General features: G+C 46.4%; 25 protein-coding genes. 12 read left to right on the top strand and 13 right to left on the bottom strand.

Going from position 1 to position 24746, the window contains the following annotated elements; all coding sequences use genetic code 11:
• Positions 1–300 precede the first annotated feature (300 nt).
• The 3 genes from EMM73_RS16715 to gloA2 all read left to right on the top strand — a co-directional run bounded on the left by EMM73_RS16715 (position 301) and on the right by gloA2 (position 2520).
• Positions 301–1158 carry a hypothetical protein gene (locus EMM73_RS16715; RefSeq protein WP_127687949.1) on the top strand — a complete coding sequence of 286 codons (858 nt, stop codon included), beginning with the start codon at positions 301–303 and terminating at the stop codon, positions 1156–1158.
• A gap of 258 nt (positions 1159–1416) precedes the next feature.
• Positions 1417–2061 carry a GTP cyclohydrolase I FolE gene (gene folE / locus EMM73_RS16720; RefSeq protein ID WP_127687950.1) on the top strand — a complete coding sequence of 215 codons (645 nt, stop codon included), beginning with the start codon at positions 1417–1419 and terminating at the stop codon, positions 2059–2061.
• A gap of 63 nt (positions 2062–2124) precedes the next feature.
• Positions 2125–2520: an SMU1112c/YaeR family gloxylase I-like metalloprotein gene (gene gloA2 / locus EMM73_RS16725; protein WP_127687951.1), complete on the top strand. Its 396-nt coding sequence runs from the start codon at positions 2125–2127 to the stop codon at positions 2518–2520.
• 37 nt (positions 2521–2557) lie between these two features.
• Here gloA2 and EMM73_RS16730 read toward each other — a convergent pair whose 3' ends face one another.
• The gene (locus tag EMM73_RS16730; RefSeq protein WP_127687952.1) at positions 2558–3739 is read right to left on the bottom strand and encodes an alkaline phosphatase family protein; all 1182 of its coding nucleotides are present in this window, start codon (positions 3737–3739) and stop codon (positions 2558–2560) included.
• A 244-nt stretch (positions 3740–3983) separates the two neighbouring features.
• On the opposite strand from EMM73_RS16730, the gene EMM73_RS16735 reads away from it, so the two are divergent.
• Positions 3984–5375 (top strand): alanine/glycine:cation symporter family protein, encoded by a 1392-nt coding sequence (locus EMM73_RS16735; RefSeq protein WP_127687953.1) that lies wholly within the window; start codon positions 3984–3986, stop codon positions 5373–5375.
• Between the two features lie 111 nt (positions 5376–5486).
• On the opposite strand, the gene EMM73_RS16740 is transcribed toward EMM73_RS16735, so the two are convergent.
• The 5 genes from EMM73_RS16740 to EMM73_RS16755 all read right to left on the bottom strand — a co-directional run bounded on the left by EMM73_RS16740 (position 5487) and on the right by EMM73_RS16755 (position 9557).
• Entirely contained in the window at positions 5487–5909 is a 423-nt protein-coding gene (locus EMM73_RS16740) for a DUF3010 family protein (protein WP_127687954.1), read from the bottom strand.
• Between the two features lie 969 nt (positions 5910–6878).
• Positions 6879–7004, bottom strand: a complete 126-nt coding sequence (locus EMM73_RS20410; protein WP_261373476.1) for a hypothetical protein — start codon at positions 7002–7004, stop codon at positions 6879–6881.
• Positions 7005–7077: 73 nt separating this feature from the next.
• Positions 7078–7608, bottom strand: coding sequence for a tetratricopeptide repeat protein (locus EMM73_RS16745; protein WP_127687955.1), 531 nt, complete (start codon positions 7606–7608; stop codon positions 7078–7080).
• Positions 7609–7861: 253 nt separating this feature from the next.
• Positions 7862–8746 (bottom strand): LysR family transcriptional regulator, encoded by an 885-nt coding sequence (locus tag EMM73_RS16750; RefSeq protein WP_127687956.1) that lies wholly within the window; start codon positions 8744–8746, stop codon positions 7862–7864.
• Positions 8747–8930: 184 nt separating this feature from the next.
• Positions 8931–9557, bottom strand: coding sequence for a class II aldolase/adducin family protein (locus tag EMM73_RS16755; protein WP_127687957.1), 627 nt, complete (start codon positions 9555–9557; stop codon positions 8931–8933).
• Positions 9558–9663: 106 nt separating this feature from the next.
• Here EMM73_RS16755 and EMM73_RS16760 point away from each other — a divergent pair, with 106 nt between their 5' ends.
• The 6 genes from EMM73_RS16760 to EMM73_RS16785 all read left to right on the top strand — a co-directional run bounded on the left by EMM73_RS16760 (position 9664) and on the right by EMM73_RS16785 (position 15621).
• Entirely contained in the window at positions 9664–10821 is a 1158-nt protein-coding gene (locus tag EMM73_RS16760; RefSeq protein WP_127687958.1) for a methionine aminotransferase, read from the top strand.
• A complete protein-coding gene (locus tag EMM73_RS16765) occupies positions 10797–11579 on the top strand; it encodes an amidohydrolase (protein WP_127687959.1) in 783 nt (260 codons plus the stop codon). Before EMM73_RS16760 ends, EMM73_RS16765 begins: the two co-directional genes overlap by 25 nt.
• A 9-nt stretch (positions 11580–11588) precedes the next feature.
• Positions 11589–12770 (top strand): MFS transporter, encoded by a 1182-nt coding sequence (locus EMM73_RS16770; protein ID WP_127687960.1) that lies wholly within the window; start codon positions 11589–11591, stop codon positions 12768–12770.
• Between the two features lie 102 nt (positions 12771–12872).
• Positions 12873–13295: a cytidine deaminase gene (locus EMM73_RS16775; protein WP_127687961.1), complete on the top strand. Its 423-nt coding sequence runs from the start codon at positions 12873–12875 to the stop codon at positions 13293–13295.
• Between the two features lie 14 nt (positions 13296–13309).
• Positions 13310–14626: a thymidine phosphorylase gene (gene deoA / locus EMM73_RS16780; protein ID WP_127687962.1), complete on the top strand. Its 1317-nt coding sequence runs from the start codon at positions 13310–13312 to the stop codon at positions 14624–14626.
• A 113-nt stretch (positions 14627–14739) separates the two neighbouring features.
• On the top strand, positions 14740–15621 hold the full coding sequence (locus EMM73_RS16785; protein ID WP_186435269.1) for a TIGR02285 family protein: 882 nt from the start codon (positions 14740–14742) through the stop codon (positions 15619–15621).
• Positions 15622–15628: 7 nt separating this feature from the next.
• On the opposite strand, the gene EMM73_RS16790 is transcribed toward EMM73_RS16785, so the two are convergent.
• The 3 genes from EMM73_RS16790 to trxA all read right to left on the bottom strand — a co-directional run bounded on the left by EMM73_RS16790 (position 15629) and on the right by trxA (position 18766).
• Positions 15629–16924 (bottom strand): NAD(P)/FAD-dependent oxidoreductase, encoded by a 1296-nt coding sequence (locus tag EMM73_RS16790; RefSeq protein ID WP_127687964.1) that lies wholly within the window; start codon positions 16922–16924, stop codon positions 15629–15631.
• 52 nt (positions 16925–16976) lie between these two features.
• Positions 16977–18245 carry a transcription termination factor Rho gene (gene rho / locus EMM73_RS16795; protein WP_127687965.1) on the bottom strand — a complete coding sequence of 423 codons (1269 nt, stop codon included), beginning with the start codon at positions 18243–18245 and terminating at the stop codon, positions 16977–16979.
• Positions 18246–18439: 194 nt separating this feature from the next.
• Complete coding sequence (gene trxA / locus EMM73_RS16800) at positions 18440–18766, bottom strand: thioredoxin TrxA (RefSeq protein WP_127687966.1); 327 nt, start codon at positions 18764–18766, stop codon at positions 18440–18442.
• A 97-nt stretch (positions 18767–18863) separates the two neighbouring features.
• Between trxA and rhlB the strand changes: the two genes are divergently transcribed.
• Complete coding sequence (gene rhlB, locus EMM73_RS16805) at positions 18864–20135, top strand: ATP-dependent RNA helicase RhlB (RefSeq protein WP_127687967.1); 1272 nt, start codon at positions 18864–18866, stop codon at positions 20133–20135.
• Positions 20101–21645 (top strand): guanosine-5'-triphosphate,3'-diphosphate diphosphatase, encoded by a 1545-nt coding sequence (gene gppA / locus EMM73_RS16810; RefSeq protein ID WP_315851053.1) that lies wholly within the window; start codon positions 20101–20103, stop codon positions 21643–21645. Before rhlB ends, gppA begins: the two co-directional genes overlap by 35 nt.
• A gap of 64 nt (positions 21646–21709) precedes the next feature.
• On the opposite strand, the gene hemB is transcribed toward gppA, so the two are convergent.
• The 4 genes from hemB to EMM73_RS16830 are packed head-to-tail and all read right to left on the bottom strand — an operon-like array spanning position 21710 to position 24746.
• Complete coding sequence (gene hemB / locus EMM73_RS16815) at positions 21710–22711, bottom strand: porphobilinogen synthase (RefSeq protein WP_127687968.1); 1002 nt, start codon at positions 22709–22711, stop codon at positions 21710–21712.
• On the bottom strand, positions 22698–23459 hold the full coding sequence (locus tag EMM73_RS16820; RefSeq protein WP_127687969.1) for a GGDEF domain-containing protein: 762 nt from the start codon (positions 23457–23459) through the stop codon (positions 22698–22700). Before EMM73_RS16820 ends, hemB begins: the two co-directional genes overlap by 14 nt.
• Complete coding sequence (locus tag EMM73_RS16825; protein WP_127687970.1) at positions 23456–24268, bottom strand: TatD family hydrolase; 813 nt, start codon at positions 24266–24268, stop codon at positions 23456–23458. Before EMM73_RS16825 ends, EMM73_RS16820 begins: the two co-directional genes overlap by 4 nt.
• Entirely contained in the window at positions 24258–24746 is a 489-nt protein-coding gene (locus EMM73_RS16830) for a hypothetical protein (RefSeq protein WP_127687971.1), read from the bottom strand. Before EMM73_RS16830 ends, EMM73_RS16825 begins: the two co-directional genes overlap by 11 nt.

Here is a 24746-nt window from a genome sequence, read left to right on the forward strand (position 1 = left end):
AAGCCCGGCCCAAAATCGTGCGTCCAAGGCGGCTGGGCAACTCGCTCGTCGCTACCGGCTCCTCACTCAAACAGTCCCAGCCTTAAAACCTTGGCCACCCAATTTTGTCCGGCTCGCGCCCTAATGGGGATTTGGTGCCCGTAGTTGGAATTGATTTTTCTACAATCAATAACAAAGCGCTAAAGATCACTGTAACGCAAATTGTAAGATCTGACTCTGACACACGGTAGTCGTTTATCGTGGATTTGTTTACAGTTACTATCGGGACGACGCTTGGATTGATTTCTGCATGGAGGGTTTATGGCTGAGTTTATTTTTGTATTTATACCTATATTTGCTTTGGCAATGTTGCTGCTTAAATGGATTGTGTTTAGCTTGCATCCTGATAAATCAAAAGAGGAGGGTAATGAGGGATTTTATTTGATGATACTGCTTACTATGCTTATATCTGCAGTAATCAGTGCCTATTTCACTAGAGAGCCTTGGAAGGTAGAAAGTGAAGCGGCTATTTATGGCCAGATGGGGGATTTCTTTGGAGGGATGCTAAATCCGGTTTTAGCGTTTGCTTCCTTCATCGCGTTGTTGCACACGATTAGGATACAGTCAAAGCAAATTGCAAATTCACAATCAGAGCAGCAGGCTGCCGCATTTGAGCAAACATTTTCACAAATGATCGAAGTTTTACGTAATACGCCGCGTACTAACATGGAACGGGTGCGGCTGATAAACGGTTTTAGTGCGAGTTATCAGGGGAAGGCTAGTATAGAACGGCAAAGTTTGGACTTCCGTAACCACTACAACTCAAATGAAAGGTCGTGGGTAGATCTGGCATCAATGTTTTATGAATGTGTTGATTTGTTACACTCGCATCAGGCAACTAAACCGGCTCATTGGACAATTCTCGCAAACATGCTGTCTTCAATTGAAACTTATGTGGTCATATCTTTGCTTGGCGATAAACAGGTAAATTTCTTGGGTTCTGATGTTCTCGTCAAAATTGCAAATCAACATAGATTATTTCGTCGAGCAGTTTTAAATAGTGGTGACCTATTTGTATCTATTGGTCATAGTGATACAAGAGTCCATGGCAGTTGGAGAAATTTATATATAAAAGACTTTGGTCTAAGTATTAGTGCGTTCAAACATTCAGAAGCTTGAGTGCTTGATCTCGCACAAAGTGACGATAAAGACGATCTCAGGAAAAGGCCGGAGCCTACATGGAAGTATTCACGGCGTGTCTGCGTTGTAGTTGACCGCGCCGTTTGAGCCTAAGCTCAGTGGGTCACTCTTACTTTCAGGCTGTGAACGCAATTGCACCAAAGCCAGCTCGTTATAACAACCTATTCACCAAACTAAACCAATTCGCTGTGGTCTGCGTATAACCTGCACTATTGATAACAAGCGGCGAGAGCTTTTATGTTAACTGAATCTGCTTTAGTGGTACGCGGCGCTCTGGAAGCTGCCGGGCTGGAAACTCCTATGCTGGACAACGGTTTGTCCAATGATCAGAAGAAACAGCGTTTAACTGAATTAATGACTCAAGTGGTGCACACCCTTGGCCTGGATTTAACAGACGATAGTCTGGCAGAAACTCCGGCTCGTATTGCCAAAATGTACATCGATGAAGTGTTCTCTGGTCTGGATTACAGCACTTTTCCGAAGATTTCGATGATTGACAATAAAATGCATGCCGAAGAAATGGTCAAGGTGCAGAACATTAGTTTTACCAGTACCTGCGAGCACCATTTTGTCACTATAGATGGCACTGCTACCGTGGCTTATATACCAGGCAAAAAGATAATTGGTTTGTCGAAACTGAATCGGATAGTGAAGTTTTTTGCGCAGCGCCCGCAGGTACAGGAGCGTTTAACTCAGCAAATTCAGGTGTCTTTGCAGGCCTTATTGGGTATTAAAGACGTAGCTGTCAGTATCGATGCTGTGCATTATTGTGTGAAGTCCCGTGGTGTGATGGATACCAGTTCCAGCACTAAAACTATGGCTTTGGGTGGCGTTTTTAAAACCGACCCAGCAACTCGCTCTGAGTTTTTATCGAAGTTTTAAACTAGCCGGGTTTAGCTTTAGCTGGCACACTAAGCCTTTCTAAAGTTGCCAAAGGCGAATGCTATGTTAGCCGGTATTCATCACGTAGCGCTGATTTGCAGTGATTATCAGCGCTCCAAACACTTCTACACTGAAATTCTGGGCCTGAAAGTTCTGGCTGAACATTACAGAGCTGAACGCTTGTCTTACAAGCTGGACTTGCAGTTGCCTGATGGTAGTCAGCTCGAATTGTTTTCTTTCCCCAATCCACCGCCTCGCCCCAGCAAACCTGAAGCCCAGGGTTTGCGTCATTTAGCTTTTCAGGTACTGGATGTGGCGCAGTTTGTGGCGCATTTGGAAGCCAATGGCATAGCTGTAGAGCCAGTGCGGATTGACCCTTATACCGAACGCGCTTACACCTTTTTTAAAGACCCTGATGATCTGCCGCTGGAACTTTACCAGATATCCCCGTCGTCCTAGAAGTTGCCGCTTTGTTGACTGCGCCTTCTCGCTCCAGTCACATAGCGTTACTATGCTCCTGGAGTCTCGCTGGCTTGTCGCCTCGCCGCACCTCCAAGTGACTTGGGGATAAAGCTAGGCGAGCTGAGGCATTAAAATCAAAGGCGGGCGCAGCTTTATGTTGCACTGCCTGATAATCAAAACCTAAAGCTGCAGCTAATGTTGCAGCCATCTGGCCTTGTTGCCAGCTTCCTGTGGTGCGAATTAAACCTGCAGAGGGAATGCCCGGCCCTATAGCGGCCAGCCAAATTTGTTCCGAGCCAGCAATTTGCGGCACAGGTCCTTTGTAACCGGGTACGGCGGCACTTTTACCATGAGAGCGCCACTGCGCGGCTTCGCCACGGCCATGATCAGTGCTGATCAACAAGGTGGTTTGGTCACGGTAATAAGGGTCGTTTTGTAATTCCTGCCATAAGTCGGCAATAAACTGATCACTGCGATGAATAGCTGCCAGATACTGATCGTACTGGCCCATATGGGCAAAATCGTCGGCTTCACCCAGGGCTATGTAGAGCAATTTAGGTTTATGCAGGCGCATATGCTCCAGCGCAAACTCCTGAGTAAATACATCCAGTCTTACGTTGGCAAAAGGGCTGGGAGTTTTGGCTTGCAGCTGATTCAGATACTTTTGCTTTTCGCTCAGTTTGCCTTGTTGCTGCATAAAACCGGCATTCACTGTCAGGCCTGAACGCTCAGTATTTAAAATATAAGGAAACAGATCCCAAGAACCAAAAGCCGCCACTTTATGCTGCAGTGGTGGCTGTTGGTTTAACCATTCCAGTACTGTGACATTAGGGTTGGCTATTTTATTGTTGCTGTGAATAGCGGGGTCAACAAAACCAGCCAGTAATTCCTGATAACCAGGGTAAGAAATTTGATAGGGGTTGCTGACATTCATACTTGACCCCTGACTACGGTTGCCTACTGTAATGCCTTGTTGGCTTACCGTTTTATGCAAAAAAGGCATTAAAAGTTCAGGCTGACCTGGGGTGAAGGCTTGGATCAGTTGTGGTGTTTTCACCCACTCTGGCCGGTGAGAAAGGGCAGGGTCTGCTCCGGCAAAAACCTCCTGCCAACGCACTCCGTCTATGCTGACTAACACAACTTTAGGTTCAGCCTTCAGGCCAAAGGGCAGCAGCAATACAAGCAATACAAGCAACACAAGCCAGTTCAACTTCATCAGAAAGCCCCAACAGCAGTGGATTGGCGCCGATACTGCCAGTTGAAGATGACAGCCACGCTGAAAACTGATGGCATTTCGGTGACATCTACAGATTTCAGGTTAAAAAAGCTTGCGTTGCTTATGTTCTGCGCTGAAGATAGCCATCTATAAAAATAGCCGTCTGGAAGTATACCCGTCGCCCTTAAAGCTGCTTGGGTATATAGATCAGGCGATAAAAATAAAAATTCCAAGGTGCGTGTATATGTCCGATTTTAGTTTCCAGCAGGCCTTTGAGTGGCTAAGTTCAGCCATTGCCTCAGTGGTGTTTTATGCTATTCCCTTGAATGGCTCCTCTTTGCCTGTTACAGTGATCTGGCTGGTGCTGGGTGCTGTGGTGTTTACCTGCTATTTAGGTTTTATCAATATCCGTGGTTTTCGTCACGCTATACGGGTGCTGCGTGGTGATTACGCTGATAAAACAGATAAAGGTGATATCACTCAGTTTCAGGCTTTATCCGCGGCTTTATCCGGCACTGTAGGCACTGGCAATATTGCGGGTGTGGCTGTGGCCATAGCTTTGGGTGGGCCAGGCGCTACCTTTTGGATGATAGTGGCTGGCTTTTTGGGCATGACGACTAAGTTTGTTGAATGCACCCTGGCAGTAAAGTACCGGGTTTACAATGCTGATGGCAGCACTTCGGGTGGCCCTATGTATTACATCAAAGCGGCTTTAGACAAGTATGGTTTACCACGGCTGGGTAGTTTTTTAGCGGCCTTTTTTGCCATTGCTTGTGTTTTTGGCTCCGCAGGTTTTGTCCATGTGAATCAGGGATTTTCTCAGGTCAAGCTGGTGACAGGTTTTGATAATGCCTGGGTATTTGGCCTGGTCTATTCATTTTTAGTAGGCCTGGTGATAGTAGGTGGAATTCAAAGCATAGCTAAAGTGACCAGTAAGCTGGTGCCTTTGATGTGCGCTATTTATTTGTCGGCTGCTTTTGTGTTTTTGGCGATGCACTTTGATGCTATTCCAGCTGCTGTCTGGACTATATTGCACAGTGCTTTTGCGCCTGAAGCGGCTTATGGTGGTGTGATAGGTGTGATTATTCAGGGCTTTCGCCGTGCCGCTTATTCTAACGAAGCCGGTATTGGTTCATCCCCTATAGCGCATTCGGCGGCCCGCACTAAAGATCCTGTGTCTGAAGGTTTTGTCGGTTTGCTGGAACCTTTTATCGACACAGTCGTTATTTGTACTATATCGGCGCTGGTGATCGTGGTAAGCGGTGTGTATTTGCAGCCTGGTTTAGATGGCGTACAAATGACCTCTGCGGCTTTCGGTTCTGTGTTTGACTGGTTCCCGCTGGTGCTGATGGTGGCGCTGTTGTTATTTGGCTATTCCACTGTCGTTAGCTGGTCTTTTTATGGCTTAAAATCCTGGACTTACTTATTTGGTCACAGCGATTTTACTCAGCGTAGTTTTAAACTGCTATTTTGTTGTGTGGTGGCTATTGGCGCTGTACCTAATATGCTTGCAGTATTTGATTTTATCGACTCGATGATATTTTTAATGGCTGTGCCTAATATTCTGGCCTTGTACTTGTTATTGCCGGAAGTAAAACAGGATTTAAAAGCCTACCTTTTAAAACATAAAGGTTGAAACACCAAGCCCTAACAATACGCTGCATACCCCAGATCATTGGAGTTGCAGCGAGGCGACAAGGGAGTGAGGCCCCAGTCAACAAAGCTGCAGCTTCAGGGATGACGGGTATCACTTAGCTAGGTAAGCATAAGCAGTAATGAAGGCTGTTTCCTGAAAACCTTTTAAGCCTGTTTCTTTAAATACGATAGGAACCGGGTGACGCGCCAGCTTCTCTTTAATAAAAGAGCTGGTCAGTATTTCGGTTTTGACATTAGGTAGTAACTGCAGTGCAGCTTCCATTTTAAAACCAACAGCACCACCAGCAAACTTACCTTTTTGTGGCCGTTCACGGATCACAAAAGTGTCTATTTTGTAATCCTCCGCCAGTTTGGCAAAGACAAACTGAAATTTCTTCATCTGCTCGCTGTCTTGATCTTTTAACAGCGGCAAACGCACAGTGCGGCAATCCGGAATATCAAACAGGCCGCTATCTATCGCCAATAAACATAAAATGGCTTCACTGCCTTTCATTTCAACACCACAAACGCGCATAGGACATTCTCTGACTAACTCAAGTTGAGCATATTATGACAGCTTAGCAGGGAAAAACGATAGCCAAATCTAGAGGCGTAGTTTTACGGCCGTGGGTTTATCCCCGCCCATCTGGCGTCCATATTGTTATTTGGGCGAAAGCACACAGCCAACCGTAGGGGCGTGGGTTTATCTCCGCCCGTCTGGCGTTCATATTGTTATTTGGGCGAAAGTACAGAGTCAACCGTAGGGCCGAGGGTTTATCCACGCCCGTCTGGCGTTCATATTGTTATTTGGGCGAAAGTACAGAGTCAACCGTAGGGCCGAGGGTTTATCCCCGCCCGTCTGGCGTTCATATTGTTATTTGGGCGAAAGCACAGAGTCAACAGTAGGGGTGCAGGTTTATCCCCGCCCGTCTGGCGTTCATATTGTTATTTGGGCGAAAGCACAGAGTCAACAGTAGGGCCGAGGGTTTATCCCCGCCCGTCTGGCGTTCATATTGTTATTTGGGCGAAAGCACAGAGTCAACAGTAGGGGTGCAGGTTTATCCCCGCCCGTCTGGCGTTCATATTGTTATTTGGGCGAAAGCACAGAGTCAACAGTAGGGCCGAGGGTTTATCCCCGCCCGTCTGGCGTTCATATTGTTATTTGGGCGAAAGCACAGAGTCAACAGTAGGGGTGCAGGTTTATCCCCGCCCGTCTGGCGTTCATATTGTTATTTGGGCGAAAGCACAGAGTCAACAGTAGGGCCGAGGGTTTATCCCCGCCCGTCTGGCGTTCATATTGGTATTTGGGCGAAAGTACAGAGTCAACCGTAGGGGCGCGGGTTTATCCCCGCCCGTCTGGCGGCAAGTACGACGCGAAAGGCGGGTAAAATAAAAAAGCAGACAAACCTGACAGGGGGGCGATTTGTCTGCTCACAGTGACTTCAGACTGCAGCTGCGATTCAGGCCGGGGAGCCACTTGAATCACAGTTACAATCTTATACTGCTAAAAATCTTCGTTTTCGATATCCCACTGGCTTACTGACAGCTGACGGTAAAACGACCAGTGCTGTAACAACCAATTTAACCAATGCTCATAAACATCATGATCTTGCGGTATATGGAATGACATAACAGTCTCCTTCTAAACCCGGGCGCTTAAGTGAACAGCGCCCAGTCTAGTGTCTTTAGATGACAATACCTTTTCAGTCTGTCACTTTTAAAGTTGACGCTGTGTACACAGGGCTGACAGCTTTAATCTTTTCATTTAAAAGTGTCAGGTTGTGCTGGTTGATCTCGCTTTGCTCCAATGTGGTGGCCTGTTGAAAATCAGCTAAAGCTGCAACAGGATCCTGCCCCATCAAACGGGCTACACCGCGGTTAGTGTGAGCAAAAGAGCGCATTTCGCGTTTGTAGCTGCTGTCTGTGCCTTCGGCGCGACGGGCGGCATAAATCGCTGAGCTGCATGCCTGCTCTGCTTGTTCGAACTCTGCCATATGAGTGTAAGCAACGCATAAACTCATATGTTTGCTGAAGGAATCAGCCTGCTTTTCTGTAGCAGCTGCTGCTTCTGCAACGCCTTCCTGATACAGACCCGCTTTAATTTTGCTAACGCCCGGGGTATCTTCAATTAATACCATTTTAAAACCGCCGGTTGCTGCTGTGGCGACAAAAGAACTTGAGGCCAACAGCATCACTGCTACTTTTTTGCCAAAGCTAAAGGATGTCGCTTTCATAATTCACTCTCCAGTAATTTCATTTAACAGTGCAGGTTGTTCACTGCACTGTGCTTACTTTAGAAAAATGCCGACGAACTGACAAAGGATATAAATCCAACCGATAAGTGAGAAAAACTCACTCATTCAGCGCTAAAGATTGTCATCTACAGCGGATCCGGTGAGTAAATGAGGGGCTTGATCGCAGCAGTCACCTGCGTCCTTGTAGGTGACAAAAAGAAAAAGCTAGCATCAGTAAGCTGAGAAAATAAAGTTAAAAAGCGCGTTGGAAGCTCTGCAGAATCCAATTTACCAGCAATTGAATTTGCGGTTTGTTTGGATCTGTTTCGTGTTGCACCAGATAATATTTGTCACGACTTTCCAGTTCTTCACTGAACAGGCGTTTCAAACTACCGCTGGCAAACCAGGAATGGCTGATAGGCCATGGCACTAGTGCTATCCCCAGCCCCTGTTGAGCTGCACGGGCTACACTGAACATACTATCGAGTTGAATCACTTGCTTTGGAGTAAAGCTTTCCATTTCCAGTTGTTCCGCCCACTTATGCCAAGACCAGGGCCTGGCCTGATGTACCAGACAAGGCACTTTGGTTAAGGCTTCAAATCCTAACCCGTCTAGCTGCTGATACAAGGCTGGATTGCACGCAGGAACATAGCTGATGGGAAATAGCTCGTGGGCGATTTTATCGGTAGGTTTACTGCTGGCCAATAAAATCTGCAGATCGGTATGCTTAGCCGGATCTTGCCGCGATTTAATGGTTTCAACTTTCAGGTTGATGTCCGGATGTTGCTCTGACCAACCAACTAAGCGCGGTACAAAGAGTTCACTGGCAAAAAATTCCGGCATTGAAATACTGATTTCAGTTGGATTTTTTTGCTGGCTAAAGGTACGTAAAGTTTGCTCCAGCTCGCGCATCAATGGCAATAAAGCCTGATAAAAGGCTTTGCCTTGAGCTGTTAACTCCACAGAGCGGGTTTGACGCAAAAACAGGTCCAGTCCAAGCTCTGATTCCAATTGCTTAATCTGGTGACTGACAGCAGAAGGCGTCAGATACAACTGGCGGGCAGTTTCTTTAAAACTTAAACAGTCGGCGGCGACACAAAAACAGCGTAGGCCGCGCATCGAACTATGTATGGCCATAAGAATTCACAATTGTTACCAAAGACTCTGAACTTAAGCAAAAATGGAACCATAAGTTCATTGTGTTGATTATAAAGGGTTTTTTAATTAATCAGTGCATGAGTTGAACTGGCTCGGGTCATTGGTGCACCGTTTTGGTGCGCCAATGCCTGCCAACATGCCAGCCACAAGTATAATAGCTGTTTTATGAATTAAAATGACAGCTTGCTTTAATTCGCTCTAATTCGCAGGCGATCAGAAATTGCCAGGCTTCTAAATGACGTTTAGCGCTGTCAACACTATAGCCCCAGACATATAAACCGTGACCACGAATTAAAAAAGCATAGGGTAAGGCTTCACGGTGAAAACGCTGCTTTAAATCTTGCAGTATAAGTTCTGTCGCTTGTGGTTCCAGAATCACCAGAGGGCAACAACTACGCTGTGCGGGATCTATTGCTACCTGGTGTTGCATTTCATAACCGACAAAAAGATGTTGGTCTGCTTTGATCAACCGCGAAAACACCGTAGCCTGCAGCTCCTGAGTTTGTAGTATCACTTTATTTTCAGGATTGAGCTGGTACAAAAACTGGTGCACAGCAGTGACTGTGTCGGGTTGATGCGGGTTTGCCAAGTCGAAGCAGACCAGATCTGCCGGGCTTAACTCGTTTTTATCTTTACTGGTGTCGGTAAAAAGCGCGCTATGCTCTGAGGTACGGATAGAAAATAGTCCGCTGCCTATAGGCGACCACTGACGCTGAGCTATCCAGCGGCCTAAGGTGCAGAGCTGGATTGCATAAGGATTTAACTGATGTGCCTGGATAGATTTATTCATCTTGATGTTTAGACGTCTACACATGAAACTGTCTGGATGATAGCATTCGAACGATGTTCAGGCCAGTCAGTTCTTTAGTGTTTTTGCGCTGTAGTGAGATTAACTTATGAAGTTACAAAGTAAGTTGCCTACTTTAGGCAACAGTATTTTTAGCCAGATGTCGCTCTTAGCTGCGGAGCATCGGGCTATTAATTTATCTCAGGGGTTTCCGGATTTCCCATCTAATCCGCAACTAATTGAGTTTTTGGCTGAATCAGCCCGCGACGGATTAAATCAGTATGCACCTATGCCAGGCGTATTGGTGCTGCGGCAACAAATTTCGATTTTGGTACAGCGCTGTTATCAAAGAGTGCTTTGTCCTGAGCAGCAAATTACAGTGACCAGTGGGGCTACTGAGGCATTGTTTGTAGCTATTCAGGCTTTAGTCCGGCCCGGTGATGAAGTGATAGTGTTTGATCCTGCCTATGACAGCTATCAGCCAGCGGTGGAACTGGCTGGTGGTTTTACTGTGCATGTGCCGCTGCAGCCACCTTTATATCAGGTCGACTGGGTTCAACTGGAAAAACAAATAAGTAAAAAAACGCGGCTTATTATTGTCAACAGCCCCCATAATCCGACGGGTGCCGTGTTTAGCCACCAGGATTGGTTGTCGCTGCAGACGTTAGTGTTGAAGCACCGTTTGTATTGCATTAGCGATGAAGTCTATGAGCATTTAGTTTTTGATGGCGAGGCTCAGCTCAGCGCTAACCAATACCCTGATTTGGCAGAGCGTACTGTGGTCGTGTCGTCTTTTGGAAAAACTCTGCATGTCACTGGCTGGAAGTTAGGTTATGCCGTAGCTTCAGTTGAGCTGACGAGCGAATTTCGGAAAATTCATCAGTATGTTACTTTTTCAAGCTTTACTCCGGCGCAATATGCTATTGCGCGGTTGCTTTGTGAACAGCCGGACGACGTGACTGGACTTGCTGCTTTTTATCAACAAAAACGCGATCAATTTCGTCAGGCCTTAGCGGCTTCAGCCTGGTCCTTATTACCCTGCAGGGGCAGCTATTTTCAGTTGGCAGACTATAGTGCATTCAGTGATTTGGATGACGTGGCTTTTTGTCATTGGTTAACCCGAGAGCATAAAGTTGCTGCTATCCCACTGTCAGTGTTTTACCGCCAGTCACCCAGTCAGCGTATAATTCGTTTTTGTTTTGCCAAGGAGCCTCAGACATTGGCTATGGCAACGGAGATTTTATGTCGGTTATCCGTGTTGCGTTAATTCAATCTGACCTTGTTTGGCAGGATAGTACTGCTAACCAGCAGTATTTAGAACAGCAGATCCAACACCATAAAACAGCCCAGTTGTTTGTGTTGCCTGAAATGTTTAATTCTGGTTTTAGCATGAATTCGACGCTTATTGCTGAAACTATGGAAGGCCTTACAGTACAATGGATGCTTCGGCAGGCAAAGCTTGCAAATGCTGCGCTTTGTGGCTCTGTGGCTATAGCTGAAGAGGGCCGGATTTTTAACAGACTATTGTTTGTGACACCGGATGGCCAGGTGCAGTTTTACGACAAACGCCACTTGTTTCGGATGGGCGGCGAGATGCAGCATTATCAGGCTGGATCAGAGCGAGTGGTTGTTTCTTATCTTGGGTTCAGGTTTTGCCTGCAAATTTGTTACGACTTACGTTTTCCGGTTTTTGCCCGCAATCAGCAGGACTATGACGTGCTGATTTATGTCGCGAACTGGCCAGAGCCACGACGTCAGGTTTGGCGTACTTTATTACAGGCTCGTGCTATCGAAAATCAAGCTTATGTAGTGGGCTGCAACCGTATTGGTGTGGATGGCAACGCGTTGAATTACAGTGGCGACAGCATGGTAGTGAATTATTTAGGTCAAATTCAGGCTGAACTGGCCCCGGGGCAGAGCGGAGTTATCTCAGCTGAGCTGAATCTGGATGATTTACAACAATTTAAACAAAAGTTTCCTGCTTATCTGGATGCAGACTCTTTTGTGTTAACGCCTTCATTCTAAGGAGAAATCATGTATCAGCGGCAAGTGACGGTGCTGGTCTATTTGAGTTTTATGCTGCTAGGTTTGCTCAGTATTTTATGGGGTATCTTGTTACCTGATATGATGAAGCAACTGCAGATGTCGCCAGCTGCCAGCGGCTTGTTTTTTGCCTGCTTGTCTATGGGGTCCATTACGGGGGCCTTTTTAGGTGGCAAATATGTGCAGAAGTTTGAGTTTGTGCCCTTGTTTGCGGTGTTATTACTGATACTGGTGGTGCTGATTATTGGTGCATCGCTGGTGCAATACTGGCCTTTGCTGCTGTTTTTTGTCTTTACTTTAGGTTTAACCTGCTCAGGTTTATTCACCATAGGCCACACCCTGATTGCCCGGCTTTATGTTGAAAAACGCGCCCGTATGATGGGTTTTATGGATTTTATGTTTAGCTTGGGTACTTTAGCTGCACCTTTGTACGTTGTAGTGTTGTATTGGGGTATTGAAGACTGGCGCTGGCCATTACGCATTTTGGCGGTGTTTTTAGCAGGAACAGCGCTATTCGCCTGGTATTTAGGGCGAACCCATCAAAGCCCGGCTCATATGGCTCATGCAAAAAGCAGCTTATCTTACCGTCAAGTAATGAAAAAACCGGTATTTTTTGCTTTAGCTTTGATGATGTTTGGTTATGGTGCCGTTGAATGGGGTCATGGTAACTGGTTTGTCACCTACGCCAGTCAAGGTTTAGCCTTAAGCACTGAACAGTCGCGTCTTATCTTCGCGTTTTTCACTGGCGGTATGGTATTAAGCCGGTTAAGTTTTTCGTTGTTTTTACGCTGGTTTACCAGCGCGCAGCTATTAATGATCCTGGTGATTTGTGCTTTTTGTGGCGCGGTATTAGTGAAAATCACAGCTGTGCCTGCATTACTGCAACTGGGGAACTTTGCTCTGGGTTTAGGCCTGGGCGCAATTTTTCCGCTGATGCTGACCGCAGCTATGGATTTGGACAGTGATAATGGTCCAGTATTGTCTGGGCTTGCTAATATTGGTGGTTCTATAGGTTATCAGGCTGCAGCTTTGGGCACAGGGTTGGCGGCGCAACAAGTAGGTATTGCCACTGCGTATTGGTTAATCCCAATACTGGCCGTTTGGTTGTTAGGAACTGTCAGTTATTTCAGCTATTTGTTGCATAAAAAACACTCAAAACCAATGCGGATTTAACTTTTTTTGTTGCATTTGTTGGTTTTACAGCCAGCTTGCTCTTGATTCTGGACGGCTTTAGGCGCATAACCTAAGGCCGTATGACCTGCAAGAAATCAGAGTATGACTACAAATATCCAATGGGCAGAATTAGCCCGCGCTGCGAAGGCAGCATCAGAACAGGCTTATGCCCCTTACAGTAAATTCCCGGTCGGTGTTGCAGTTCAGGCCAAAAGTGGCAAAATCTATTCAGGCTGTAATGTTGAGAACGCTTCTTATGGCGGCACCATTTGCGCTGAACGTAATGCGATAGCAGCTGCTGTTGTCGCGGGAGAGCGCGAGTTTGTGGGCCTTATGGTGTACACCCCGCAAGAACAACTCACCCCACCTTGTGGAATTTGTCGACAGGTGATCGCTGAGTTTTTTACACCGGACAGTCCGGTACGCAGCTGTAATCATTTAGAACAGCAACAGGAATGGACGCTGGAGCAGTTATTGCCCAGCGCTTTTACGCCGTTGTTTCTGGCCAATAGCAAAAAATTCTGAGTTTGGAGTACATCATGTTATTACCTCAGGAAATCATTAAACAAAAACGTAATGGCGGTGCTTTAACAGAAGCCGCTATCGCACAATTTGTCCGTGGTTTAACGGATCAAAGTTTCAGTGAAGGCCAGACCGCAGCTCTTGCTATGGCTATTTATCTGAATGGTATGAGCACTGCCGAGACTGTGGCACTTACCCGTGCTATGCAGCACTCAGGTGCTGTAATGAATTGGACTGATATGCTCGATGGCCCGGTGGTAGATAAGCACAGTACGGGTGGAGTAGGGGATAAAGTCAGTTTAATGTTAGCACCTATGATTGCTGCCTGTGGTGCTTATGTGCCTATGATTGCAGGTCGTGGCTTAGGCCATACAGGTGGTACTATAGACAAGCTGGAAGCCATTCCGGGTTATCAGTGTCAGCAGCCTTTGGATAGAATTCAGCAGCTGGTGAAACAACAAGGTTGTGTCATTGTCTCACAAAGTGGCGAGTTGGCTCCAGCCGACAGGCGTTTGTATTTAATCCGTGATGTCACTGCTACTGTTGAATCTATCCCGCTTATTACTGCTTCTATTTTGTCGAAAAAGCTGGCCGCTGGTCTGCAGGCCCTAACGATGGATGTGAAGATTGGCTCTGGTGCCATTATGAAAAATGTCGCAGACGCTTCAGCTTTGGCCAAGAGTATTGTCAATACGGCCAAAGGAGCTGGTGTACCAACTCAGGCGTTGTTAACAGATATGAACCAGACTTTAGGTGCAACAGCAGGCAACGCGCTGGAAATACTGGAGACTCTGGATTATTTGACCGGTAAATACCGTGAATCTCGTTTGCATCAGGTCACCTTGGAGTTAGGCGCCAGTATGTTGCAACTGGGCGGCTTGTTTAAGGATAAAGCTACTGCTGTTGCTGCTTTAGAGCAGAGCTTAACATCAGGTAAGGCCGCTGAGATTTTCAGTAAGATGGTAGCAGCTCAGGGCGGACCAGCAGATTTCTTGGAGAAACCTGAGCTCTATTTGGCTAAAGCTAAAGTAGTGCTGGATATCACAGCGCCAGTGGCTGGCTATTTGAATAAAGCCGATACCACTGCTATTGGTATGGCTGTGGTGCGTTTAGGTGGTGGTCGTGCTCATCCTGATCAGGTGATTAATATGGCTGTGGGTTTCAGTGATGTAATGGCTTTAGGGGCTAAAGTAGCAACTGGTGATCTATTGGCTCGGGTGCATGCTGAAACAATAGAAGCCGCTGAACATGCCAAAACAGAATATCTGGCCGCTTTGAGTATTGAGCCTTTAGCAGCAGCTATTGATCCTATTATTCACTTAGTTATTGATTAATAGACTGAGACTATCAAATGAGAGGCCAGGTGCCTCTCATGTGCTTGCGACAAAGCCCCTTGTTGCTGATACTTGCATTTGCTACTGTATTTCCTTCTTTGCATGGAGGCGGGATGAAGAAGTTAAGTGTTTGTTTTGGTGTGCTGTTATGGGCATTCACTGTTTCGGCTCAACCTATAATGCTGTGGTACACCAGCCACTGGCCACCTTATCGTATCAGTGAGGGCGCTTATGCAGGCCAGGGATCATTTGACCTGATGTTGAATCAGCTGATGAGTGCTTTACCTCAGTATATCCATCAGATCCATCAACTCCATAATGCCCGAATTGCAAAAGTCTCAGCCTCGACTGACGAAGACCATTGCACCTTTGGTCTTCGTTATACTGCAGAACGTGATAAAAGAACTTATTTTTCTCAGCCTGCGGGATTGGTACCTAATTTGGCTATCAATAGTCTGCAGCAGCACAGCAAATTCAGTACATTGGCTCCAGATCAGGCTATCCAGATGAACAAGCTGGTGAAGGACCCTGATTTATTAGGGTTGATTGAAAACGACAGGGCCTATCCTGCTGTTATTGCAGCGCAGATTAACAAAAAAGACAGTAATCTGGGAGGGAGTTCAATGAGCACACTGAATCCAGTCCAGTTACTGCTTGCTAAAAGAGTCGATTATGTAGTGGATTACCCAAACCGTCTGCGGTATTTCAGTATTGCTGCTGGTCAGAAGGTGGAGCTTGCATTTAGACCCATAGCCGAAATACCCGCTTTTTCTTATACCTACGTCAGTTGTTCGAAAACAGAGACCGGCAAACGCTGGATCTCCGATATTGACAAGGCATTGACCAAATTAAAGCAGGAGCCTGACTATAAAAGATCTATGTATCGTTGGTTTTCTGAGCAGGAACAGCAGTCTCTTGAGCCTCACTATAGAGGGTTTCAGCAGAATAGACAGTTTGTGCCTGAGCAGGCTGAAACCCGTTTTAGTGAACTTTAGTCTAGATTTAGTGCAGTTTTAGTCTCGGTCTTATGATTTTACTTATTTTACCTATCAGCGAAATCACTATGGTTCGGAACCAGCCGTGTAAAGCCACCTGGTGCATACGATACAGTGAGATGTAAGCTAATCGTGCAATTCGGCCTTCAATCATCATGGCGCCACCGACCAGATTTCCCATTAGATTTCCTACAGTGCCAAAACGACTCAAGGATATCAGTGAGCCATGATCTCTGTAATGGTAAGCAGATTGCGCCTTGCCATTAAGGGCAGCTGTTAGATTTTTTGCAACATGGCTGGCCATTTGATGCGCCGATTGAGCCCGTGGTGGCACCCATTTGTTATTAGGTAGCGGACAACCGGCACAATCGCCAATCACATAAATCTGACTATCGATAGTGCTTTGCAATGTAGGCAATACCATTAACTGATTGATGCGGTTGGTCTCTAAACCATCTAAATCTTTCAGGAAATCCGGTGCTTTAATACCTGCGGCCCAGACCATCAGTTCGGCCTGTAAATGCTCTCCTCCCAGCTGCAAACCCTCTTCATCAGCCGCCGTTACTTTGGTATTAACCCTCACATCCACGCCTAACTTTACTAATTCTTTGTGAGCTGCAGTGGCAATACGCTCTGGCAGAGCCGGCAGGATACGAGGACCAGCCTCAATCACTGAGATTTTTAAACGGTCCCGTTTCATATCGTTAAAGCCGTATAAATTTAGCTCAGCTGCTGCATGATGCAGCTCTGCCGCCAGTTCAACTCCGGTTGCACCTGCGCCTACTATGGCGATATTCAGGTTCTCCTTTGGATGCAGAGGTGAGTTCAGCTTTAAATAGGCTTCAAGTAAACGGCGATGAAAGCGGTTGGCCTGTGCCGGGCTGTCGAGGAAAATACAATGCTCTTGCACGCCAGGGGTATTGAAGTGATTCGACACGCTGCCTATGGCAAGTACCAAGTAATCATAATGAATACGGCGTTCTGCCAATACGACTTCGCCACTTTCATCCAATACAGGCGCCAGAGTGACTTGTCGTGCTGTTCTGTTCAGTCCGGTAAAAGTACCAAGCTGAAACTCAAAGCCGTGGGCTCTGGCATGAGCACGATAAGTCACCTGATCAATATCGACATCCAAAGTGCCAGTCGCTACTTCGTGCAATAAAGGTTTCCAGATATGAGTCGAGTTTCTGTCTATGAGGGTAATAGCCGCTTTGCCCTTACGGCCAAATTTATTACCAAGGCGGGTTGCCAGTTCCAGTCCACCGGCACCACCACCTATGACTACGATCTGCGGGGTTGTCATCTGTTTTTTCTCACATAAAAAAACCGGCAATGAGGCCGGTTTTTGGGGGATGTTAACTATTTTTTTGCCGTTTCATCGACTCAAAAAACTCGTCGTTGGTTTTGGTCATCGACAGTTTATCGATCAGGAATTCCATACAATCTGTTTCATCCATTGGATGCAGAATTTTGCGCAGTATCCACATTTTTTGCAGCTCTTCCGCCGATGCCAGCAGTTCTTCACGGCGGGTACCAGAACGGTTGAAATCAATAGCAGGGAAAACGCGGCGCTCGGCAATCTTACGGGACAGGTGCAATTCCATGTTACCTGTGCCTTTAAATTCTTCGTAAATCACTTCGTCCATTTTCGAACCTGTGTCGACTAACGCAGTAGCGATGATAGTCAAGCTGCCGCCTTCTTCCACGTTACGCGCTGCACCGAAGAAGCGTTTAGGCTTATGCAAGGCATTGGCGTCTACACCACCTGTTAATACCTTGCCAGAGCTTGGGATCACAGTGTTGTAAGCTCGGGCTAAACGAGTAATGGAGTCCAGTAAAATGATCACGTCTTTTTTGTGTTCAACCAAGCGCTTGGCTTTTTCGATCACCATTTCGGCAACCTGAACGTGACGGCTGGCTGGTTCGTCGAAGGTAGAAGCTACAACTTCACCTTTCACCAGACGCTGCATCTCGGTCACTTCTTCCGGACGTTCGTCAATCAGTAATACCATCAACACACATTCAGGGTGGTTGGCAGCAATAGACTGGGCAATATTTTGCAACAGTATGGTTTTACCGGCTTTTGGCGGAGCCACAATCAAACCACGCTGACCACGGCCAATAGGGGACGCCAGGTCTAACACGCGGGCAGTGATGTCTTCTTTACTGCCGTTACCACGCTCCATACGTAAACGGGAATTGGCGTGCAGCGGAGTTAAGTTTTCAAACAGAATCTTGTTACGTGCCTGCTCTGGGCGACCGAAATTGACTTCGTTCACTTTTAGCAATGCAAAATAACGTTCGCCTTCTTTTGGCGGGCGAATTAAGCCAGAAATGGTGTCACCAGTACGCAGGTTAAAGCGTCGGATTTGGCTTGGTGAGACGTAAATGTCGTCCGGGCCAGCCAAATAAGAGCTGTCAGAAGAACGTAGGAAACCGAAGCCATCGGTTAGGATCTCAACAACGCCGTCACCAAAAATCTCTTCGCCGTTTTTGGCGTGTGATTTCAGGATAGCGAAAATAATGTCTTGCTTACGCAAGCGAGCCATGTTTTCCAGGCCCATAGACTCGGCTAAATCAACCAGCTCGTTAATAGGCTTCAGTTTTAGTTCGGTTAAATGCATATGATGGGTTCTTGTTGGTCAAACAGAATTAAATTTGCTTGCCGCTGATTAAAAGGAAGTAGGCTTAGGTTTAGTCAACGGAAAAGCGTAGTTACAGGGATTTGTTGCTGCGTTACACATTAGCAGGATAAGTTTCAGTCGTCCAGCCGTAAAAAAAGAAATGGCGCATTTTTTATGCGCCATTTTTTAATCAATTAAATATTGCTGTCTAAAAATTCTTTTAACTGAGTTTTAGACAAAGCACCAACCTTGGTCGCTGCAACCTGGCCATTTTTAAATAACAGTAAGGTTGGAATACCACGAATACCGAATTTTGGTGGTGTGCCTGGGTTATGATCGATATTCACCTTAGCTATAGTCACTTTACCTGCGTATTCTTGTGCTACTTCGTTGAGGATAGGTGCAATCATTTTACATGGACCGCACCACTCAGCCCAAAAATCGACCAGAACAGGGGCAGCAGCTTTTAACACGTCGGCTTCGAAGCTGTCGTCTGACACCTGTAGAATATGTTCACTCATTTCATTCTCCAATTGCTTTGGGCATAACTATAAAAAAGTAATTCAATTTTATCCGGACTGTTTCTTATTGCAAGCGTAACGGTTATGCTAAGAGCGTATGAATAAAACACACTTAACTCAGCATAAATTTGCCGATTTCGCATTGGCTCCACAGGTTCTTGCCGCTTTGGCTGCGCAAGGTTATGACCATTGTACTCCAATCCAGGCTCAATGTTTGCCTCTTGCGTTAGCAGGCAAAGATATTGCGGGCCAGGCTCAGACCGGTACAGGTAAAACACTTGCCTTTCTGACGGCAACTTTCCATCATTTGTTAACCCATGAGCCTAAGGCTAAAGGCCAACCTCGTGCCATCATTATGGCACCTACGCGCGAATTGGCGGTTCAGATCCATCACGACGCTCAGGCTTTAGCAAAAACTTCTGGTTTGAAGCTTGCTTTGATTTATGGGGGCGAGGGTTACGATTCTCAACGCCAGCTACTAGAACAAGGCGCAGATATTTTAATTGGTACCACAGGCCGCTTGATTGATTACTTGAAACAAGGCCTGTATGACCTGTCACAAATTCAGGTGGTAGTGCTGGATGAAGCCGATCGTATGTTCGATTTAGGCTTCATTAAAGACATCCGTTTTATGTTCCGTCGTATGCCGCCTGTGACTGAACGTTTGAGCTTATTGTTCTCAGCCACTTTGTCTTACAAGGTGCAGGAACTGGCGTTTGAGCAGATGAACCAGCCCGTGCATATTCACGTGGCGCCTGAGCAAATGACCGGCTCACGTATTTCTGAAGAATTATTTTACCCGTCAGACGAACACAAAATGAAGTTGTTGCTGACGCTGATGGAAGAAGAATGGCCGGATAAAGCTATTGTTTTTGCTAATACCAAACATTGCTGTGAAGACATTCACGCCTGGCTCGAAGCCGATGGCCACCGAGTTGGTTTGCTGACAGGTGATGTGATCCAGAAAAAACGTTTACGTATTCTGGAAGATTTCACCAGTGGTAAACTGGATATTCTGGTCGCAACAGATGTTGCAGCCCGTGGTTTACATATTCCTATGGTGAGTCATGTGTTTAACTATGACTTACCGGACGATTGTGAAGATTATGTGCACCGTATTGGTCGTACAGGCCGTGCTGGTGAAAGTGGTAAAGCCATCAGTTTTGCCTGTGAGCGTTATGCACTGAATCTGACGGCTATCGAAGACTACATACGTCACATGATTCCTGTCACTCAATACGATACTTCTGCGCTACTGGAAGATTTGACTGTGCCAAAACCACGAGTCAGACGTCGTCCAGGTCAAGCTCGCAGTGGTGGACGATCAAATCAGAATGGGCCAAGAAACCCACGTAGCCGCCCGCGCTAAGTCTATGGACGGCGCAGGAAAACCGCCACAGCATAATGACATTTATGCTGTGATCGATCTCGGCTCGAATAGCTTTCATATGTTGATGGTGAAAGTGGTTGGTGGCAGCGTTCAGGTGATAGGCCGGGTCAAACGTAAAGTGCGTTTGGCCGCAGGTTTAAACGACAGTTTAGTGCTCAGTAAACAAGCCATGACCCGCGGCTGGGAATGCCTGGCTTTGTTTGCTGAACGTCTGCAAGATATTCCTGCTGCAAATATCCGTATTGTTGGTACAGCCACACTTAGATTAGCCCGTAACGTCAAAACCTTTCTGGTTGAAGCTGAAACTATTTTGGGGCAGCCTATTCAGGTGATTTCTGGCGAAGAAGAAGCCCGTATTATTTATCTGGGCGTAGCTCATACCTCCAATTGTGATTCAAACCGTCTGGTGATCGACATTGGCGGCGCTTCCACTGAAATAGTTGTTGGGCAGGGATTTCAGCCTATTTTATTGTCCAGTCTGAATATGGGCTGTGTCACTTTTCTTGAGCGTTATTTCGGCAATAACGAATTAAGCGAAGCCAATTTTAATGCCGCTATTACTGCCGCAGAACATGAAATACGCACTATCAGTGAGCAATACCTGACTCAGGGCTGGCAAAATGCTGTCGGAGCTTCAGGTACAGTGCAGGCGATGCAGGAAATTTTAGTAGGTCAGGGCAAAGATGAAGTCATCACCTTGCCACGACTGGAAGCTATTATGCAGCAGGCTTTGGCTTGTGGTCATATGGACCAGCTGAATCTACCTGGATTAGCCCAGGAACGTAAGCAGGTATTCCCTTCTGGATTAGCTATTTTAATAGCCTTATTCCGGGTGCTGAATATCAGTGGCATGACTTTATCCGGCGGTGCTTTGCGTGAAGGTGTGCTGTATAGCATGTTGCCGCAGTTGCAGCACCAGGATGTACGTGCCCGCACTCTGCAAAGTATGATGGTGCGTTATTACATCGATCAGCAGCATGCAGAGCGGGTGGCGGATATGGCCGCTACTTTGGCTTCCCAGCTGCATCAGCAATGGAATTTGGCCAGTTTTGAAGGTTTAGCTATGTTGCGCTCTGGTGCTTTGCTGCACGAGCTGGGCCTGTTGATTGAATATAAAAACCATCATCATCATGGCGCTTATATTATCAGCCATGCCGAACTGCCGGGTTTTACCCGGGCTCAGCAACAATTGCTGATGGCGCTGGTCTATAACCACAGAGCTGATATACATAAAGAAATTCTGTCGAAACAAACCATGACATCAGTGCTGCTCGCTGTACGGTTAACCCGTTTATTGCGGTTATCAGTGATTTTGTCGATGCGGCGCCGTTACGAAGTCTTGCCTGAAGTGCAAATCACGGCACAAGCTGAAGCTTTGACTTTAAATTTACCGGATGGCTGGTTGGATCATCATCCTTTGATGCGCGCTGAGCTTGAACAAGAAGTAGTGTATCAGCATCAGGCTGGCTGGCAGCTTAGTATTGAATAAGCGACGGTGTCAGGCCTTGAATATTGAATCTAGATTCAATATTCAAGGCCTGACACCTCAGGTGTTATTTCAACCAAATAGCGGCTTTTTTCGCAAAGTAAGTCAGAATGCCATCTGCACCTGCTCTCTTAAATGCTAACAAAGATTCCATCACTATAGCCTCTTCCGCTAGCCAGCCATTTTGAATGGCTGCCATATGCATCGCATATTCGCCACTGACCTGATAAGCAAAAGTAGGTACACCAAATTCATCTTTAACCCGGCGCACTATATCTAAGTAAGGCATACCTGGTTTTACCATCACCATATCTGCGCCTTCTTCCAGATCCAGCGCAACTTCACGTAAGGCTTCATCACTATTGGCAGGGTCCATCTGATAAGACTTTTTATTGCCGCCTTTTAAATTACCGGCTGAACCTACTGCATCGCGGAAGGGGCCATAATAAGCTGAAGCGTATTTGGCTGAGTAGGCCATGATTTTAGTATTTACATAACCTTCGGCTTCCAGAGCTGAGCGAATAGCGCCAATACGGCCATCCATCATATCTGATGGTGCCACTATGTCTGCACCGGCTTCGGCATGAGACAGCGCCTGTTTCACCAGAATATCTGTAGTAATGTCGTTCAGCACATAACCGTCTTCATCAATAATGCCGTCCTGACCATGCGTAGTGAAAGGGTCTAATGCCACATCAGTGATCAGACCCAGTTCAGGCACCTGTTGTTTCAGCATCCGTACTGCACGTTGGGCTAAAGCATCCGGGTTATAAGCTTCTTCTGCCATAAGGGATTTTTTATCCGCTGGTGTGACCGGAAATAGGGCGATGGCAGGTATGCCTAAGGCAACCAGCTCTTTGGCTTCCTCCAGCAGTAAATCTAAAGATAAACGTTCAATGCCTGGCATAGAAGGAATGGCCTGGCGCTGATTTTCGCCTTCGACGATAAACATAGGGTAAATTAAGTCGTCAACTGTGACGCGATTTTCTGCCATTAAACGCCGGCTGAAATCGGATTGGCGCATACGGCGTAGACGGCTGGCAGGAAAGTATTCGTTAAACTGACTCATCTGGAGTCTCCTGTGTTGAAATCACTGACTCAGGGCTGCAAATCACCCTGTTTCTACCTTCATTTTTTGCCTGATAAAGAGCAGTATCTGCAATTTGAATGAAATCAGTACTAGTGCTGTTTATTTCAGCAATAGCTGCATAGCAACCAATACTTACGGTCACGGATAGTTCAAGCCTTTCGTACTGGATGCGCAGATTAGCAATGCAAAGCCGGATTTGTTCTGCCAACACCATTGCACCTTCTAGAGCTGTATTCGGTAAAATAACAGCAAACTCTTCACCACCATAACGGCACAAATGATCAGTGCTGCGCTTGAGTTCCTGCTGCAGATTAATGGCGACTTCTTTGATCACCAAATCACCCACCAGATGACCATGTTGGTCATTGACGGCTTTAAAATGATCAATGTCGATCATTAACAAAGCCAAAGTACTGCGCTCCCGGCGGCTTCGCTTAACTTCGGCAGCAAGTTTCTGATCAAAAAAAGCTCTGTTCCTTATTCCGGTCAAGGCATCAAGGGTGTTTTGCTGCTCCAACTGCTTATTTTTATCAGCCAGCTCAGTTAGGGTGATTTGTAGTTCAAGTGTGCGCTGCTGAATATTATCTTCCAATTGGTCAGCAACGTTTAATTGCCACTTTTTTTGTTGGAAGTAGAACACGAACCAGGCACATAAAGTTGTCAATACAACTCCAAGGCAGAAGCCGAGCAGTAGCGCCTGCCAGTTCAATTCCAGCCAGTGCATCATGGCGTGTGCTCATCTGTGTTGATTTGAAACAGTTTGAGGCAATTTGTTCTGCTGTGCCTGGCAATATCCACTAAGCTATGCCCTGTCAGGCTAGATACTTGAGTTGCAATTTCAGTTAAAAACTGAGGTTCATTTCGGCGGGATTTAGGCTTGTTCAGCATAGTTTTAGGCAACAAAAAAGGTGCATCCGTTTCTAGTATTAACCTGTCCAACGGCAGATAACTGATGGCGTCCATCAGGGATTGCCCTCTGTTGTTGTCACATAACCAGCCTGTGATACCTATGTAAAGGCCTAAATCCAGATAGGCTTTTAACTGGTTGGTATCTCCAGTAAAACAATGAGCGATGCCAGTCAAAGCTGAACACTGTTGCAGTAAAGCTATTTGTGTAGAAAATGCCGCACGCTCATGCAGATAGGCCGGTTTTTTATACTGACTTGCCAGTTGTAGCTGAGTTTCAAATACCTGAATTTGTTGCTCTGGTGCTGAAAAATTCCTATCAAAATCTAAACCGCATTCACCTACAGCCACCACAGTAGGTGATTGCAGTAAAAGCTGTATCTGGTGTTGCCAGTCTGAGCTGACTGCTCCGGCATAATGTGGATGAACACCTGCTGTACAATACAAAGCGGAATGGCTCAGGCAATAGTCGGCATTTAGCTTGCTTTCTGCGGCGTCACTGCTGATCAAGAGCAGCTCCGACACCTGATTGTTTCTGGCGTTTTGTACCACAGCGTCGCGATCGTTGTTGAAGCGATCGCTAAATAAATTAACGCCAGCATCAAACCAGAGCGGCTTGTTATTTTTCACGTATCACTCTGGTTTTACGGTTTGTACCTTCTTTATTCAGAAAAAATGAATTCAGCACGCCGCGCTCTACAGTATAAATACTACCCTCAGATGCCTGAAACACATCTTTGGAGGTTTGGCGCCAAACCTGGCCATTGTCAAAGGTAAAGACCATCAGGCCTTGTTTATTGGTGGCCACTTTTTGTAGCACCATGGACATAGTGTCTGCTGAAGCTTCCGCTTTAGCAGCTTGAATTTTACGCTCCAGACCAAAGTCTTCTGCTTTCTCTTCCACAGCAGTAGCCTGAGTGCTGACGGTTTGCTCTGCGCGAGCAGCGGCTTTGGTATAAGCTGCAGCAGCGGCTGTGTTCATTTTGTCGTAACAGACTAAGCGTTGCAGGTCATTGCTGATGCCGCGACACTGCATCAGTTGATCAGACAAATCGGCGGCATACAGGGCCGGAGCAAAAAACACGAACAAGGCGAGCGCTTTTTTCAT

It is taken from the genome of Rheinheimera sediminis, assembly GCF_004005375.1.
Lineage (GTDB): Bacteria > Pseudomonadota > Gammaproteobacteria > Enterobacterales > Alteromonadaceae > Pararheinheimera.

Excerpts from the sequence above, each read along its gene's own strand:
- EMM73_RS16715 (WP_127687949.1), top strand. The coding sequence starts at position 301 with ATGGCTGAGTTTATTTTTGTATTTATACCTATATTTGCTTTGGCAATG.
- folE (WP_127687950.1), top strand. The coding sequence starts at position 1,417 with ATGTTAACTGAATCTGCTTTAGTGGTACGCGGCGCTCTGGAAGCTGCC.
- gloA2 (WP_127687951.1), top strand. The coding sequence starts at position 2,125 with ATGTTAGCCGGTATTCATCACGTAGCGCTGATTTGCAGTGATTATCAG.
- EMM73_RS16730 (WP_127687952.1), bottom strand. The coding sequence starts at position 3,739 with ATGAAGTTGAACTGGCTTGTGTTGCTTGTATTGCTTGTATTGCTGCTG.
- EMM73_RS16735 (WP_127687953.1), top strand. The coding sequence starts at position 3,984 with ATGTCCGATTTTAGTTTCCAGCAGGCCTTTGAGTGGCTAAGTTCAGCC.
- EMM73_RS16740 (WP_127687954.1), bottom strand. The coding sequence starts at position 5,909 with ATGCGCGTTTGTGGTGTTGAAATGAAAGGCAGTGAAGCCATTTTATGT.
- EMM73_RS20410 (WP_261373476.1), bottom strand. The coding sequence starts at position 7,004 with ATGTCATTCCATATACCGCAAGATCATGATGTTTATGAGCATTGGTTA.
- EMM73_RS16745 (WP_127687955.1), bottom strand. The coding sequence starts at position 7,608 with ATGAAAGCGACATCCTTTAGCTTTGGCAAAAAAGTAGCAGTGATGCTG.
- EMM73_RS16750 (WP_127687956.1), bottom strand. The coding sequence starts at position 8,746 with ATGGCCATACATAGTTCGATGCGCGGCCTACGCTGTTTTTGTGTCGCC.
- EMM73_RS16755 (WP_127687957.1), bottom strand. The coding sequence starts at position 9,557 with ATGAATAAATCTATCCAGGCACATCAGTTAAATCCTTATGCAATCCAG.
- EMM73_RS16760 (WP_127687958.1), top strand. The coding sequence starts at position 9,664 with ATGAAGTTACAAAGTAAGTTGCCTACTTTAGGCAACAGTATTTTTAGC.
- EMM73_RS16765 (WP_127687959.1), top strand. The coding sequence starts at position 10,797 with ATGTCGGTTATCCGTGTTGCGTTAATTCAATCTGACCTTGTTTGGCAG.
- EMM73_RS16770 (WP_127687960.1), top strand. The coding sequence starts at position 11,589 with ATGTATCAGCGGCAAGTGACGGTGCTGGTCTATTTGAGTTTTATGCTG.
- EMM73_RS16775 (WP_127687961.1), top strand. The coding sequence starts at position 12,873 with ATGACTACAAATATCCAATGGGCAGAATTAGCCCGCGCTGCGAAGGCA.
- deoA (WP_127687962.1), top strand. The coding sequence starts at position 13,310 with ATGTTATTACCTCAGGAAATCATTAAACAAAAACGTAATGGCGGTGCT.
- EMM73_RS16785 (WP_186435269.1), top strand. The coding sequence starts at position 14,740 with ATGAAGAAGTTAAGTGTTTGTTTTGGTGTGCTGTTATGGGCATTCACT.
- EMM73_RS16790 (WP_127687964.1), bottom strand. The coding sequence starts at position 16,924 with ATGACAACCCCGCAGATCGTAGTCATAGGTGGTGGTGCCGGTGGACTG.
- rho (WP_127687965.1), bottom strand. The coding sequence starts at position 18,245 with ATGCATTTAACCGAACTAAAACTGAAGCCTATTAACGAGCTGGTTGAT.
- trxA (WP_127687966.1), bottom strand. The coding sequence starts at position 18,766 with ATGAGTGAACATATTCTACAGGTGTCAGACGACAGCTTCGAAGCCGAC.
- rhlB (WP_127687967.1), top strand. The coding sequence starts at position 18,864 with ATGAATAAAACACACTTAACTCAGCATAAATTTGCCGATTTCGCATTG.
- gppA (WP_315851053.1), top strand. The coding sequence starts at position 20,101 with ATGGGCCAAGAAACCCACGTAGCCGCCCGCGCTAAGTCTATGGACGGC.
- hemB (WP_127687968.1), bottom strand. The coding sequence starts at position 22,711 with ATGAGTCAGTTTAACGAATACTTTCCTGCCAGCCGTCTACGCCGTATG.
- EMM73_RS16820 (WP_127687969.1), bottom strand. The coding sequence starts at position 23,459 with ATGATGCACTGGCTGGAATTGAACTGGCAGGCGCTACTGCTCGGCTTC.
- EMM73_RS16830 (WP_127687971.1), bottom strand. The coding sequence starts at position 24,746 with ATGAAAAAAGCGCTCGCCTTGTTCGTGTTTTTTGCTCCGGCCCTGTAT.